General features: G+C 36.5%; 12 protein-coding genes and 1 pseudogene. 5 read left to right on the plus strand and 8 right to left on the minus strand.

From position 1 onward, the window contains the following. Together DFO52_RS22880 and DFO52_RS22885 are read right to left on the minus strand one after the other, a co-directional pair. A partial coding sequence (locus DFO52_RS22880) for a relaxase/mobilization nuclease domain-containing protein (protein WP_133551261.1) occupies positions 1 to 926 on the minus strand: 926 nt, incomplete at its 3' end. Next, the gene (locus DFO52_RS22885) at positions 895 to 1,308 is read right to left on the minus strand and encodes a hypothetical protein (protein WP_032723354.1); all 414 of its coding nucleotides are present in this window, start codon (positions 1,306 to 1,308) and stop codon (positions 895 to 897) included. The genes DFO52_RS22885 and DFO52_RS22880, both read right to left, overlap by 32 nt. 147 nt (positions 1,309 to 1,455) lie before the next feature. On the opposite strand from DFO52_RS22885, the gene DFO52_RS22890 reads away from it, so the two are divergent. From DFO52_RS22890 to DFO52_RS22900, 3 genes are all read left to right on the plus strand, one after another. Continuing rightward, complete coding sequence (locus DFO52_RS22890; protein WP_226925026.1) at positions 1,456 to 2,028, plus strand: hypothetical protein; 573 nt, start codon at positions 1,456 to 1,458, stop codon at positions 2,026 to 2,028. A 9-nt stretch (positions 2,029 to 2,037) separates the two neighbouring features. After that, positions 2,038 to 2,931 (plus strand): Kiwa anti-phage protein KwaB-like domain-containing protein, encoded by an 894-nt coding sequence (locus DFO52_RS22895; RefSeq protein WP_022066191.1) that lies wholly within the window; start codon positions 2,038 to 2,040, stop codon positions 2,929 to 2,931. Positions 2,932 to 3,083: 152 nt separating this feature from the next. Then, positions 3,084 to 3,329 (plus strand): hypothetical protein, encoded by a 246-nt coding sequence (locus DFO52_RS22900; protein WP_032723357.1) that lies wholly within the window; start codon positions 3,084 to 3,086, stop codon positions 3,327 to 3,329. On the opposite strand, the gene DFO52_RS22905 is transcribed toward DFO52_RS22900, so the two are convergent. Continuing rightward, on the minus strand, positions 3,318 to 3,773 hold the full coding sequence (locus tag DFO52_RS22905) for a hypothetical protein (protein ID WP_133551262.1): 456 nt from the start codon (positions 3,771 to 3,773) through the stop codon (positions 3,318 to 3,320). The two genes, DFO52_RS22900 and DFO52_RS22905, sit on opposite strands and share 12 nt — an antisense overlap. A gap of 193 nt (positions 3,774 to 3,966) precedes the next feature. On the opposite strand from DFO52_RS22905, the gene DFO52_RS22910 reads away from it, so the two are divergent. Beyond that, a complete protein-coding gene (locus tag DFO52_RS22910; RefSeq protein WP_023316365.1) occupies positions 3,967 to 4,971 on the plus strand; it encodes a hypothetical protein in 1,005 nt (334 codons plus the stop codon). Here DFO52_RS22910 and DFO52_RS22915 read toward each other — a convergent pair. Both DFO52_RS22915 and DFO52_RS22920 read right to left on the minus strand, forming a co-directional pair. After that, positions 4,968 to 6,107: an SAM-dependent methyltransferase gene (locus DFO52_RS22915; RefSeq protein ID WP_119922194.1), complete on the minus strand. Its 1,140-nt coding sequence runs from the start codon at positions 6,105 to 6,107 to the stop codon at positions 4,968 to 4,970. The two genes, DFO52_RS22910 and DFO52_RS22915, sit on opposite strands and share 4 nt — an antisense overlap. Then, complete coding sequence (locus DFO52_RS22920) at positions 6,104 to 7,588, minus strand: DNA methyltransferase (RefSeq protein ID WP_133551263.1); 1,485 nt, start codon at positions 7,586 to 7,588, stop codon at positions 6,104 to 6,106. Before DFO52_RS22920 ends, DFO52_RS22915 begins: the two co-directional genes overlap by 4 nt. A 533-nt stretch (positions 7,589 to 8,121) precedes the next feature. Here DFO52_RS22920 and DFO52_RS22930 point away from each other — a divergent pair. Further along, positions 8,122 to 9,304 (plus strand): annotated as a pseudogene (locus DFO52_RS22930) (integrase arm-type DNA-binding domain-containing protein). Positions 9,305 to 9,560: 256 nt separating this feature from the next. On the opposite strand, the gene DFO52_RS22935 reads toward DFO52_RS22930, so the two are convergent. From DFO52_RS22935 to DFO52_RS22945, 3 genes are read right to left on the minus strand one after another with little or no spacing between them, the layout of a single operon-like run. Next, complete coding sequence (locus DFO52_RS22935; RefSeq protein WP_133551265.1) at positions 9,561 to 10,676, minus strand: hypothetical protein; 1,116 nt, start codon at positions 10,674 to 10,676, stop codon at positions 9,561 to 9,563. Position 10,677: 1 nt separating this feature from the next. Continuing rightward, positions 10,678 to 11,283 carry a hypothetical protein gene (locus DFO52_RS22940; protein ID WP_133551266.1) on the minus strand — a complete coding sequence of 202 codons (606 nt, stop codon included), beginning with the start codon at positions 11,281 to 11,283 and terminating at the stop codon, positions 10,678 to 10,680. Between the two features lie 15 nt (positions 11,284 to 11,298). After that, positions 11,299 to 11,925 (minus strand): hypothetical protein, encoded by a 627-nt coding sequence (locus tag DFO52_RS22945; RefSeq protein WP_133551267.1) that lies wholly within the window; start codon positions 11,923 to 11,925, stop codon positions 11,299 to 11,301. Positions 11,926 to 12,046: the final 121 nt, after the last annotated feature.

A 12,046-nucleotide genomic window follows, 5' to 3' on the forward strand; every position in this document is an offset into this window, starting at 1 on the left:
GCAGGAGCAGGAGCAGGAGCAGGAGCAGGAGCAGGAGCAGGAGCAGGAGCAGGAGCAGGAGCAGGAGCAGGAGCAGGAGCAGGAGCAGGAGCAGGGTGGTCTTTTGCCGGTGTGTTGGTTCGTAAAGCTTCTAAGTGGTCGGGGTTGTAGTTAAGTTGCTTTTGAAGATTTGCCCAGGAGTAACCCTTGCCTAACTGTGAAGCTTTGAAAGCTATATCGCGGTATTCGAATGAGAAGCCGTTCATCTTACCGGTAGAAGCAATGTTAGCCGTCCAGCCGACTTCTGCTTCTTCCAGCCTTTTGATAAAAGTTAAAAGGTCCGGTGTATCTGCCAAACTTTTATCAAGTATCTGTTGGAGAGCTTCCTTAGGGGAGGGAACACCAGTCCGAGCCGATAGCATTTGTTCGTTTTGAGAGATTCTTTTCCGCTTCGGTTGTGTATTTGAGAGGGATGGTGCAGTCTTGGTAACTGTCAGACCATGAGCGATTTCGAGTTCACCGATGATCCGGGTGCTGATGAGGTTTTCGTTCCTACCCAAGTAGAGTTTCCCTCCAATGAGGTCGATCCTGCTTGCGATAATGTGTATGTGCTGACCGGCAGAATCGTCATGTAGGACATAGCAACGGAGGTGAGTATCACTGAATCCCATTAGTTTCATATAGTCATCTGCGAAACTGGACCATTTTTCAGACGTTAGTGATTCACCTGCTGGTAAGCGAAGCGAGTTGTGCCATACCGGTTTCTGGGCATCTGGCCGAAGCTGTTTGGTGCCATCAAATTCAGCAATCAGTTCAAGAGCGGAGTCACCCAGCATATTGCCCCCGATTACGACTGGATCGCTTTTATGATGTGCTCCTGGCTGCAATGCATAACGAACAACACCAGCGAAGCTCTTACCCCTCTTGATCTTCTGCATACCCTTCACGATAGATACTCCCAAAATCAGTTCTTAGAAGGTTATTACGAAGCTCTACGAGTAGTCGCTTCACTGCGAAAAGCTCTGTATGAGTAAGCTTGCTGTCTTTGCTCTTACCATCGATATGGTTCGCAATTCGATTTAGCTTTTGCGATATGTCTGACAACATTTTCCAAGCTTCAACATTTAGTAACGGGATGTTGGTTGGGGTATGATTTAAAAAGGTTAATCTTAACCACTCCCCTTTTTTATGCTTGCCCCTTCTGTTGTTTAAAAGCTCAAGCTCTGCCTGATTCAAACGCACACTGATACAAAAATGGCGTAATAACCTTAGATTTTTATCTTTCCTAAATCGATCACGATGCTGATCGTCATGATTAGATTTTTCCATAGCATTTCCTTATGCAAAAAAATGGTGAATCGAGTTAACATATTGATTATGATGATAAAATACATCTACCAAATGAATTGTGTTTGTCAATCTGAACTTTATAATATGTATTGAGTTCGATGAAATTTAGCACTAAGGCTGATCGCTATGACCACGGACTTCATGTATACTGGTTTTTTATACAGTTATGGTGGGTGGTGTATGCTTAATGGATTTGCTCGCTATGCTTTGACTGCTAGTTCGGTTGCCCCAGTTTGCCTGACATTGGCATTCTTAGCTTATATCAATGATAATTATAAGATTCTTGTTTCCTCAATTCTTTTGGCTGTCATAAGTGTGGTTTTTTGTGTCTTTATAATCAAACAAGCACAAAAATATAATCCGGTCACATTGAAAAACTTAGAATCGGCATCTCCGGCAGATAAGGAAATAACCAACTATTTCTTGACTTACTTGTTTCCACTTATATCTGGGCCGACCACTTTTATGGATTGGCGATTAGCTCTGTTTTTTTATTTAAGTCTTTTCTTCTACATAAAGCACTCGTCTTCGTATAGTTTCAATCCAATTTTGTCTATCATATTTGGATTCAAGTTCTATGAAGCCGAAGATGACACTGGGGTGAGTTTTGTTCTTTTGTCAACAAAACCTCTTACCAATGCGAAGATCAAAGGTTTGAGGGTAAAGAAGCTTACTGAACATACCTATATGATTGTATAAGGATATTATATGGAACTTTTTGCGATTACAGACAGCGAAATACCGACTAGAATAATTAAAATTGACATAGATGCTCCCGCACAAACGGTAGTAGAAAATCTATTTAGAACTCAGAGGAGTGAGTTTATAAATGAAGATATCGAAGAAATAGAATTTTGTGCATCTTATAATGTTCAGGATGGTGAGATATTTTCCATCAATCCATTTGATGACGAAATAGGCATTATTAATGCAATCGAACGGCCTGATGCTGTTCCGGTTTGGGACCCCGATGATGTGTCAGTTCATTATTTCAAAGCGTTATTTACGGGTGAGCCAGCTTCGAATGGTAATCCTACTCAGGTTTGGCTTCAATGTTTCGACAGACGACAAATAATTAATAATGAAAAATCCTTTTTCCAAGTAGTAACACAGCCTGGAAATAGATTCTCAGTGTCCACTCGTCCTGGTTTTTCGCTTAGTGATCGATTAACTGCTATCCTTGTGGGTGATAAATTATTGTTCAAGAGTTTCTTTATGCTCCGGCGATTTTTTAACATGGAAGAGTATTTTAATGAAGCTACTAGAGAGGATTTAGATAACTTTATCGGTAATGATATATTTCATGTAGAAAATGCTGAAGATTTTATGACGTTTGCAGATTCTGCAATTAAAAAGAAAGTATCTTTGATAATAAGTTCTGGAATTCTAAACGATCAGCCTATTGAAAATCTAATTGAGTGTGCTCAGAAGATTGGATATCAATTAGGTATAACTAATGTGAATGGTGATAATAAAATCACTATGCCAAACTCTAAAAGAGAAGTGAAGCAACTATTATATTTCCTTGATCAGGGCTACTTCAATTCAATAATCACAAATGAGCTAATGCTGACGAATTCGAAGCGACCAATAAGAATTTGATATTTTGCTTTCCTTTACTAATCGAAGAGCAAGTAAAGCAAGACTACTCAGCTTCGCTGAGTTAGCTCTTGCTTTTATAAGTATATCGAATTGACAATCCATAATTTAGTGTATATGTATATCTATATGGTTAAAATATATAAGGAAACAAAATGGATAAAGTTAATTTAAATTCAGATGATTATTTTTTTTCAATGGGTAAAGTTATTAGCATTAAATCAGAATTAAAAATCAGAAGCTTAAATGGAAATATGATAAGTTTTTCTTATGGAAAAAATTTATATGCATATATAACCGATATTGGAGTAGGAGAAGATGTTTGTTTTTGGTATGAAGAAAAGGAGGGATGCACTAAGGTGATTAAAGAAATCACCAGAGCACAGAATCTACACGGATAACTTTTTAATAATATTAGGCTTTTCTATACTTTTAGAGAGTATATCTCGTTCTATTCTAAGTGGTAGATAATTTTTTAAAAGTAGTAAGTTTTTTTCATCGATATTAGAATGTGACACAATCCCAATATCCTCAATTTTATTATCTATAAAGTTAATTTCAACTTTGCTCAGATATACCCGTTTACCGGTATACTCAATAGCGATAATGCTTTTTATGGAGAGTTTTATTGGTATAAATTTGGATTTAGTAGGCACTGCTTTTGGGAATGTTTTTGTAGGGGATTTGTCTAAATGAAAATTACAGAAATTTTGAGCCTCGTCAAATGATAGAAATGCATTTAAAATTTCATGCCTACCTGTTCTAAAAACTATATATATGGGATCTTTTCCGTATATATTTTTTAAGCCAAAAACAGACATAATCATTAATGAAGATCCACTCATTTTTTCTCTCCTTATTCTCATATGGCTATTCTAGGGCAACAAAACATTGATATCAAACAATAAAATATCATATAAATCAATTAGATAACATCGTATGATATCATCAAGATTGTCTGTGAGAAGTAATCAGACTAGATATTTGAATTACATTGAGAGATGATATCTACTGGTCATAGATTGATAGGTTCTAAAGATGAGCAGAAGGCAAGCATACACGAGGGTTGAAAGGATCAACTTCAATTTACCTGAACATGTTAAAGGTAAAGGTGATGTAGGATATCGCGTATTTGAATGCTTGAATCCACAATGTCGTAACATGATACAGATTCAAACTGAGGATTTACCACCTGATTTTGAGTTTGAATGCGAAGAATGCGGTTTTCAACATAAAGCAGGTGAGGTGATTAACATTTATGAATATAATTTAATTAATAATACAGAAAACCGTGTTATTGAAAATGGAGAGTTTTCAATATTGCATGATGATTATATAGCTGAAGCATTAGAGTATAAATATTGTATTATTTGCGGCTTATTAAAGCCTTTGCAATCTTTTGATATACACTCAAGACGTAAAACCGGTAGGCAGGGCGAATGTAGATTATGCAAGCATGTATATAATTCTATAAAAAATCAAACGAGATTGACTGAGCAGCATAGAGAAGCGTCTCAAAAAAGAAGACTATATGTGCAATTCGATTCTAAAAATAAAATTGATGTTAACGAGATATATAGAAGATTTGATAATAAATGTTTCAAATGTGGTTTGGATTTAAGTGCTGATTTAGTAGCCAACTCTGAGAAAAAAATGGGTAATTTGGATCATACATTGCCTGTATATTACTTATGGCCTTTGACTACTGATAATGCCACATTGCTCTGTAAAGTACATAATGGAGAAAAAGCAGAGAAATGGCCTGGGGAGTTTTATTCAAGGCAAGAATTGGCATCACTCTCAAGATTGACCGGGGTTGAAGCTCGTGTTTTGGCTGGGGCACCAATATTTAATCCAGAAGCAATTGATATTTTAAAAAATCCTAAATTCGTTGAAGGTTTAGTCGATAAGTTTTCCAGATATCCGAATGAGGTATATAATTTACGCAATCGAATTAAGAGAGTTACAGGGTTCGATTTCTTCGATAACCCTAATTTGAAAATTTCTGCTAATTGGGTTATCGAAGCCGATAAACTTATCTAATCTTTCGTAAAGACAAGGTACTGATGATGGGTTGTCGTGCCTTTGTCTTTAATTCCGTGACTTTCGCAATGTTCAACACTTTCGTCAAATATATCTATAAGGCTAAGATAATTACTACCAATTTTAGCAATTTGTCCTGCCATATCACTTTTTTTACTTTTGCCAACGTGCATTAAAAAAACGCCATCTTTTTTTAAGCATTGTTGAGATTGTTTGAATATATTATCATATATTTCAAAGCTTTTTTTCTGAGTTTCGTCCACAAAATCTTTTGGCTTCGTTTGGAAGTCATCTTTTTCCCAACCAGAAAACCATAATCGCATCCAATTTGCTGAATAGAAACGGGTACTATCATAAAATGGAGGTGATGTTATAATTGCATCTAAATTATTTACTTCTTCAGGCCAACTTTTTGTAGAGTCCTGATAAAATACTTTGCTGCCAGTATCTGGGATACCATCAGAATTTTGCAAGACTCTTTCAACCTTTTTAATTAACTTTATAACTAAATTACTGTATATAAAATCTCCAGTGGGCGCGAAAGGTGTAATAGGATGGGACTTTCTACTCAATGCATACGGACGATTACCATGTAAAATATGTAATAAACATGACTGTACTAACGATTCAGATGCATCTAATTCACCTTTTATTAAAAAGAATTTACGAGCACACAGTATTTCCTTAAAAGTTTCAGGATGAAAATAGGATTCAATTGAACCATTAAACCTTATTAAATTATGTTCGTTATAATCTATTGAATTTTTGTTTTGATCAATAAAATCAGATAATTTATTGATTACCTCTTGAATTTCATTTTTACTTATAACTTCTAGTTTTGCACGTGAAATATTAACTGCTGCTGGACTAATATCAAATCCATATGCAGTATGACCAAGTAATCTTGCTTCGAAAGGAATGGTGCCAACACCTGAGAAGACATCTAATATACGTCCCTTACTTGATGGCATGAATGTATCAATTAAAGATCTAGCTATTGATGGTTTAAGTTTCCCTTGGTACGAACACATAGAGTGCCAGTTATGGCCCCAATTTCTCTTTACCATTTCACCTGATTGATGGGGTAATTCTTTCTTGAATTGCTCCCATTTTTTACTAAAATATTTATTTTTCATTTAAAAACCTGAACAGTCTGGACTAACTTTGTTCCATTGCGGGATTTTCGTTCACGAAGAATGACCCTTTCGTTCTCTTCAAAACCTAACTTTGACATCATTTCTTTCAAAATATCTTGTGTAGGGATGTAGACGTTACAATAAACAGAATCACCTAAATCTATACAGATAGTCGCATCATTAGTTAGTAATTTTGGGAGTTTTGATAAGAATTTGAACATGTCCCAAAAGTAGTTTTCAACCATCATTGAAATACGACTATCATACTCTTTTATGCTTAGTTCTTTAATACATTCAGATAATAATGGTATTTCTGAGATAATAGTATTATTTGAAGATAAGCTTTTACCTTTAGTTACATCGTTAATACCACTGGTAATAGCTAAATCCCTATAATGTCTTAGATCTGATTTGGTCTTTAATTTCCCTATAAACCAAAGTTCAATTTTAGTATTTCTAAAATAATTTGTGCCATTTAAATATGGCGGGCTTGTTATTACAGCATCGATCAGGTTATTCCCAGATATTTCTTTGGCATCATCACATAAGAAGGTGGCTAAACCACTACCTTCCGTAATGTCTAATAAATCACTGGCAATTAATTCTAAGCTTTTTTGTACATGAAAGCGAAAGCCCTGGTTGCCTTTCTCTAATTCTTTTTGTGTCTTGAATCGTAAATCACCTCGTCTTACCAATAACGAGGAAGGGATTAACGATCTAATCCCTGCTATTGTCAGAAGTCTCTTAAGATTTTCATCTTCGATAGAGCTAATGTAACATTGATAACTAAGTATATCTTTAAATATGTGATCCTCAAAAAATTTCGTATTACCAAAAACGGATTTAAATGATTTCTCTAGATCTGTCTCGGTTGCAGAAGGTTTGAGTACATTAGTTATTTCATTAGAAATAGAATAAAGTTCTTTTACTAATTTTGTTTTTTCTTCTTCGCTTAATGTTAAAGCTATTAGTTTAGTTTCAATAATATATTGGCATAAAGGGTTTACTTCGCAATAGTAATTATTTAAACCCTCTAAAACGGAAACAATGGCTGTTGTTCCAGAGCCACAAAATGGATCTAAAATTGTTTTGGCTTTAGGAGCAAATCGTGAAATCAAGCATTTCACAAATTCGGGAGAATAACCCTCTAAATATGGGTACCAATCATGCATTGGACTACCTTTGCCACCGCTAAAGGTTGATTGCAAACGCATAAATGATTTTTCATTTTTTTGATTCACAAATTTTTTTGCCAAAATATCTTTTATAAATGTTGACTTGCCTACATTCTTTTCATTTGCGATTGTTTCTAGTTTTTCATATGATTGTATGTTAATCATATCCCTCAGGGTGGCTGAACTTAAATGTTTTATATTATTGTATAAATTATATTCACTTTCAGAGAAAGCAATCGTAATCCCAGTCTTGTTAGCCGAGGAACATTTGTAATCTGAAAAGTAAATCTTCTTAGAAATCTGCATGTTAATTCATATTGTTGTGAAGAGTGTAACTAACATAGCATATGGGTAATGTGTTTTGAAGATCCAATCTGTAATTGAAGCGTTTTTGAAGGTAGTGATAATCAATTAAAACATAAATAATTCAGTAGGTTAACTGAGAAAAGATATTGTTTTTAATGCTATGTATCTCGCTTTACATGCAATTGCAAAGTTGATGAGTGGTGCTCATAATACTGTTCGATTATCATCAATCGGGACTGATGGTATCAATGATGGTATTATGTCCAATGTGGTAAATTTTAATCTCTTAAGATCATAAGGATAGTTGCGATGTTCGAGTCCGGCCTTCGGCACCATCGGAACATCAATAGACGTCAACGGACGTCTTTTTTTGTGCCTGAAATCCAGTATCCGCAAGGCTTTCCTCGCTTTTTCACTCTACCTAAGTCAACCTGATTCAATCTACATCAACTAACTGATGCGGGTACAACTGCGGGTATATCGCGGTTCGATAATGTTTGTACCCACACAGAATCCTTGAAAGGATACTCATCATGGCTCTAAGTGATGTGAAGGTTCGTTCGGCTGAGCCTGAAGCAAAAGCCTATTAACTTACTGACGGTGACGGTATGGTTTTGCTGGTTCACCCTAACGGTTCTAAATACTGCCGACTTCGTTATCGCCTCGGCTGCAAAGAGAAGATGCTGGCATTGGGAAAATATCCTGAAGTTTCGCTGGTGGATGTCAGGGTTAGCCGGGACGAAACGGGTAAGCTGTTAGCTAACGGTGTCGATCTTAGTGAGAACAACAAAACCGTTAAGATGGAGCATGAGCATGAGGCGGTAACGCTGATCGCCCGAGACTGGCATGCCAGCTATCAAAAATGGTCTGCTTCGCATAGCGCTCGTGTATTGAAAAATCTCGAAGATAATCTCTTTGATGCCATCGGCAACCGGAACATTGTGAGACTGAAGACGCGAGGTCTGCACCCATCAACGTTGTCGAGTTATTTGGTCGACTCTAAGTCGCCGCCGTTTACAGCAGCGTAATACCGCGATTATGTGGTTTGCCGGATCGATTACAACCCCGCGCAAGAGATTGCTGGTGTGATTGCTAGGGCGCAAAAACAACATCTCGCTTCTTTGGAGCTGAATTGTTTTGTTAAACTACTTCACCGAATCGATCATTACTCTGGCAGACCGTTAACATGACTGGCTGTCAAACTCACGATGTTGGTTTTCATTTTTCCAAGCGAGCTACGGTTTGCCCGCTGGACTGAAGTTGATTTTGAAACGGCCATGTGGACGATTCCGGGAGAACAGGAACTGCTGGAAGTCGTTAAACATTTTCAGCGTGGTTCGAAGTTGCGGGCTCCATATTTTGTTCCCTTGTCGCGATAGGAACTAGCTATTTTGTCATAAATCAAAAGCATGAGTGGGAATCGTGAGCAGATTTTTGTTGGTGATCACGATCCGCGTAAATCCCTGAGTGAGGATACGCTGAACAAGGCTCTGCGAGTAATGGGCTATGACACGAAAAGGAAGTATGCAGGCATGGTTTCAGGACCATGGCTTGCAGTTCGCTGATTGAGTCCGGATTGTGGTCGAGAGAGGCGGTTGAGCGGCAGATGAGCCATCAAGAACGCAATTCCATGCGCGCGGCTAACATCCCTAAGGCGGAACATCATGGGGAGCGTATGTTGATGTTGAAGTAGTGAACGGATTTATTGATATATAAGGTAATGAAACTCTTACATCTTTTGATTATGTAAAAATAAAGAAGGATTGGGAGATTAGGAAATTTGTAGTTAGATATATTTTGAGGTTTCATAATTGCATATATTTGTATTTAAAAATGGTCGATGTATACAGATTGAGGATTTAAGATTGAAAGTGTTAAGTTAATTATGGTAACTAAATGCCTTTGGCCTAGGATAATACATTCAGCCGCTTTTCTTCGGCTGAATGTATTTCTTTTAATTCAGCAGGTGTGTTTAGGTTGTGAGCGATTTTTTAGGTGCCATGAAAAACCTGTAAGGCTTTGAGTAATCATCTCTTATATTAGGATAATCAATATCCAGATTTATTTCATCATTTTCATAATGAAATGCGTCATTGCATTGTAACTTATCATCCGGACCTTGAATGTTTTTTCTACGTGCGTCGAAAATTACTAAATATCCTTTGTGAGCTGTTGCATTAGTGCTTCTTACTTCTCTGTCGAGATAATCAGCAAGCTGTAAGGCGCCTTCTTGTACTCTTGGAAGAGCATAATTGGTAAAAGTCATTTTCCCAATATTACCACCTCTGGGTTTAGCCAAAGAGCGCCCTAGCCATTTTATTTCAATTAGAGCTGAAGCCCTAGAACCAATCCATGAGATTTTAATATCTACAGGTTTTGTTTCATCAGTGTTATGTTCTGGTCGAACCTCGGCATCGGGAGCTAATAATAATCTCAATGCATTAGTTAAAGAATCTCTCATTATTGACTCTGGCTTATTTACTAAAACAAGCCTAGGGCCTTCGACTCCACCCTCCCAAACTCCAGATAAAGTTGGGCAACTAGAGTATTTAGCAACTCTACTATTATAAAGGGCAAGAGCATCCTCAAGGCCATTAAGAGTAGGAATACAGAAATTACTAGCTAAAACTGGAGATAACTTTGGGATTTGGCACTGATATTTTTTAGCATATATATAATCAGTTGAATTAATGAATTTATAAATAATAGAGTTTTTCGCAAGTTCTGCACAGTCACATTCATTTTGACAAATAAATGTCACGAACTCACAATTTTCAAGAATCTCAACAATAATATGGCTTGATGTGTTACACTTTATCTTTTCTGCCAGATCAAAATATGATCTTTGAATAGATGTTTCTTTGAAGTCATTAATGATGTCTTCATCATCGGATATTGCTACTTTGATTTTTATAGTAAGGGAACCGGTAATTCTCTCAGCTGGAATATGTCGGTAAAGCATATTTATTTCATTCAATAAAACTTTAAGTTTTTGTGAGCCTAAAATTCCAAACTCTTTTTCAACCTGTAGAGTATATAAGGCTTGCAAAATCCCACTTACATTTTCCACATTAAATTTTATATTCATCTTAATGCTCCCCCTGCTGAATAATCCTAGCAGATAACCACATTACAGCAGGAGAGAGTAAATCCTTAAAGTCATGCCCAAGGATGGATGTTATGATTTGATATTCATTATATAACTCATCTATGTCATCGGATTCTAATAATTCTGCGCTTTGCTGTAGTCGGACACTAAGATCCATTCCTGGCGATGTGCTAATAGCCCCACGTATTGAGCCAATAGGTAGAGCTAAGGCACATTCAACAGCTGCTTTTAAATAGTATCTTCGATTACCCCATGATTTTATTTCAGAGAGAATGGATATTTCATTTTCTAGAATGTTTTCATTTCTATTGAACAAGCCATTAGAATCTTGATAAATACAACCTGTATTTTCTATATATTTTAGGCAATTATCAAGTTCTACTGAAAAGGGGATTCCACCAGTGGTTACTGAGTATTTATATCCCCACTCTTCTATTGCTTGCCCTTGTGATAAGGCAAGGACACAGCTTAAATATGAAAAAAGATGAATTTCAATATAAGAAAGTGGCAAAACTGATGTCGGAGCATCAGTCATCAGCACTAGTATATCGTAATATGCCTCGGGGGTTATATCTAAATTATCCATTTTAACATCTCCGAATTAATGCATCACACTCTCGATTTCATTATAAGCATTCATAAATAATGATTCTTCACTTTTTTGCACTTCCGTAAGCTCAGTCCATTCTGTCATTCTTATAAGTTGCATATTTTTTTGCTTTTCTATAGCTGCCAAGCGTAGCACTAAATGCGAGCTACGTAAGTTTGCTGTCATGACGATTGAGTTTCCTTCAGAAACATACTTAGAAAACATAGAACCAGCTCTCGCTTCATATGCAATATCTAATGAGCCTTCTGGTGTGTCAATAAATAATGTCGCAGGTCCTTCACACATAAACTCAGTTAAAGCCATACGTAGTGCAATATCAATAAAGAAACGCTGGCTTTCTGATAACTTATCTGGAGAAGACCTTAGCTTATCATTCATTTTTAAATTCAAACCAAATCCAGATACAGATGAGCCTTTCTTGTGATCCAAGCTCACATCTACCGGTAAACCAATAAATGATTCGGCTAATTCTCTAAATCTTAATACAAAAGCTTCAGCACTATTTTCATATCTACTTTTAAGCTTGCGCTCATAAGTTCTCAATTTTTCTCGTAGTGCGTCCCTTTTACTATAGTGTTCATCTCCCTGCTCTAAAAATGATTCTCGCTCTCTTTGCATTTTTTCAATTTTAAGCGTTAAACTGGTGACCTGCTCCCAGTTGATTAGTACACCCCGATGTTAGTAATGTCTTCATAAGCCACATGAGGACATCCCCATGAAGACGCGTTTTTCCTACCAA

The sequence above is a fragment of the Enterobacter sp. AG326 genome, assembly GCF_004362415.1.
GTDB lineage: Bacteria > Pseudomonadota > Gammaproteobacteria > Enterobacterales > Enterobacteriaceae > Enterobacter > Enterobacter asburiae.

Excerpts from the sequence above, each read along its gene's own strand:
- DFO52_RS22935 (WP_133551265.1), bottom strand. The coding sequence starts at position 10,676 with ATGAATATAAAATTTAATGTGGAAAATGTAAGTGGGATTTTGCAAGCC.
- DFO52_RS22920 (WP_133551263.1), bottom strand. The coding sequence starts at position 7,588 with ATGCAGATTTCTAAGAAGATTTACTTTTCAGATTACAAATGTTCCTCG.
- DFO52_RS22945 (WP_133551267.1), bottom strand. The coding sequence starts at position 11,925 with ATGCAAAGAGAGCGAGAATCATTTTTAGAGCAGGGAGATGAACACTAT.
- DFO52_RS22915 (WP_119922194.1), bottom strand. The coding sequence starts at position 6,107 with ATGAAAAATAAATATTTTAGTAAAAAATGGGAGCAATTCAAGAAAGAA.
- DFO52_RS22940 (WP_133551266.1), bottom strand. The coding sequence starts at position 11,283 with ATGGATAATTTAGATATAACCCCCGAGGCATATTACGATATACTAGTG.
- DFO52_RS22885 (WP_032723354.1), bottom strand. The coding sequence starts at position 1,308 with ATGGAAAAATCTAATCATGACGATCAGCATCGTGATCGATTTAGGAAA.
- DFO52_RS22905 (WP_133551262.1), bottom strand. The coding sequence starts at position 3,773 with ATGAGTGGATCTTCATTAATGATTATGTCTGTTTTTGGCTTAAAAAAT.
- DFO52_RS22900 (WP_032723357.1), top strand. The coding sequence starts at position 3,084 with ATGGATAAAGTTAATTTAAATTCAGATGATTATTTTTTTTCAATGGGT.
- DFO52_RS22890 (WP_226925026.1), top strand. The coding sequence starts at position 1,456 with ATGACCACGGACTTCATGTATACTGGTTTTTTATACAGTTATGGTGGG.
- DFO52_RS22910 (WP_023316365.1), top strand. The coding sequence starts at position 3,967 with ATGAGCAGAAGGCAAGCATACACGAGGGTTGAAAGGATCAACTTCAAT.
- DFO52_RS22895 (WP_022066191.1), top strand. The coding sequence starts at position 2,038 with ATGGAACTTTTTGCGATTACAGACAGCGAAATACCGACTAGAATAATT.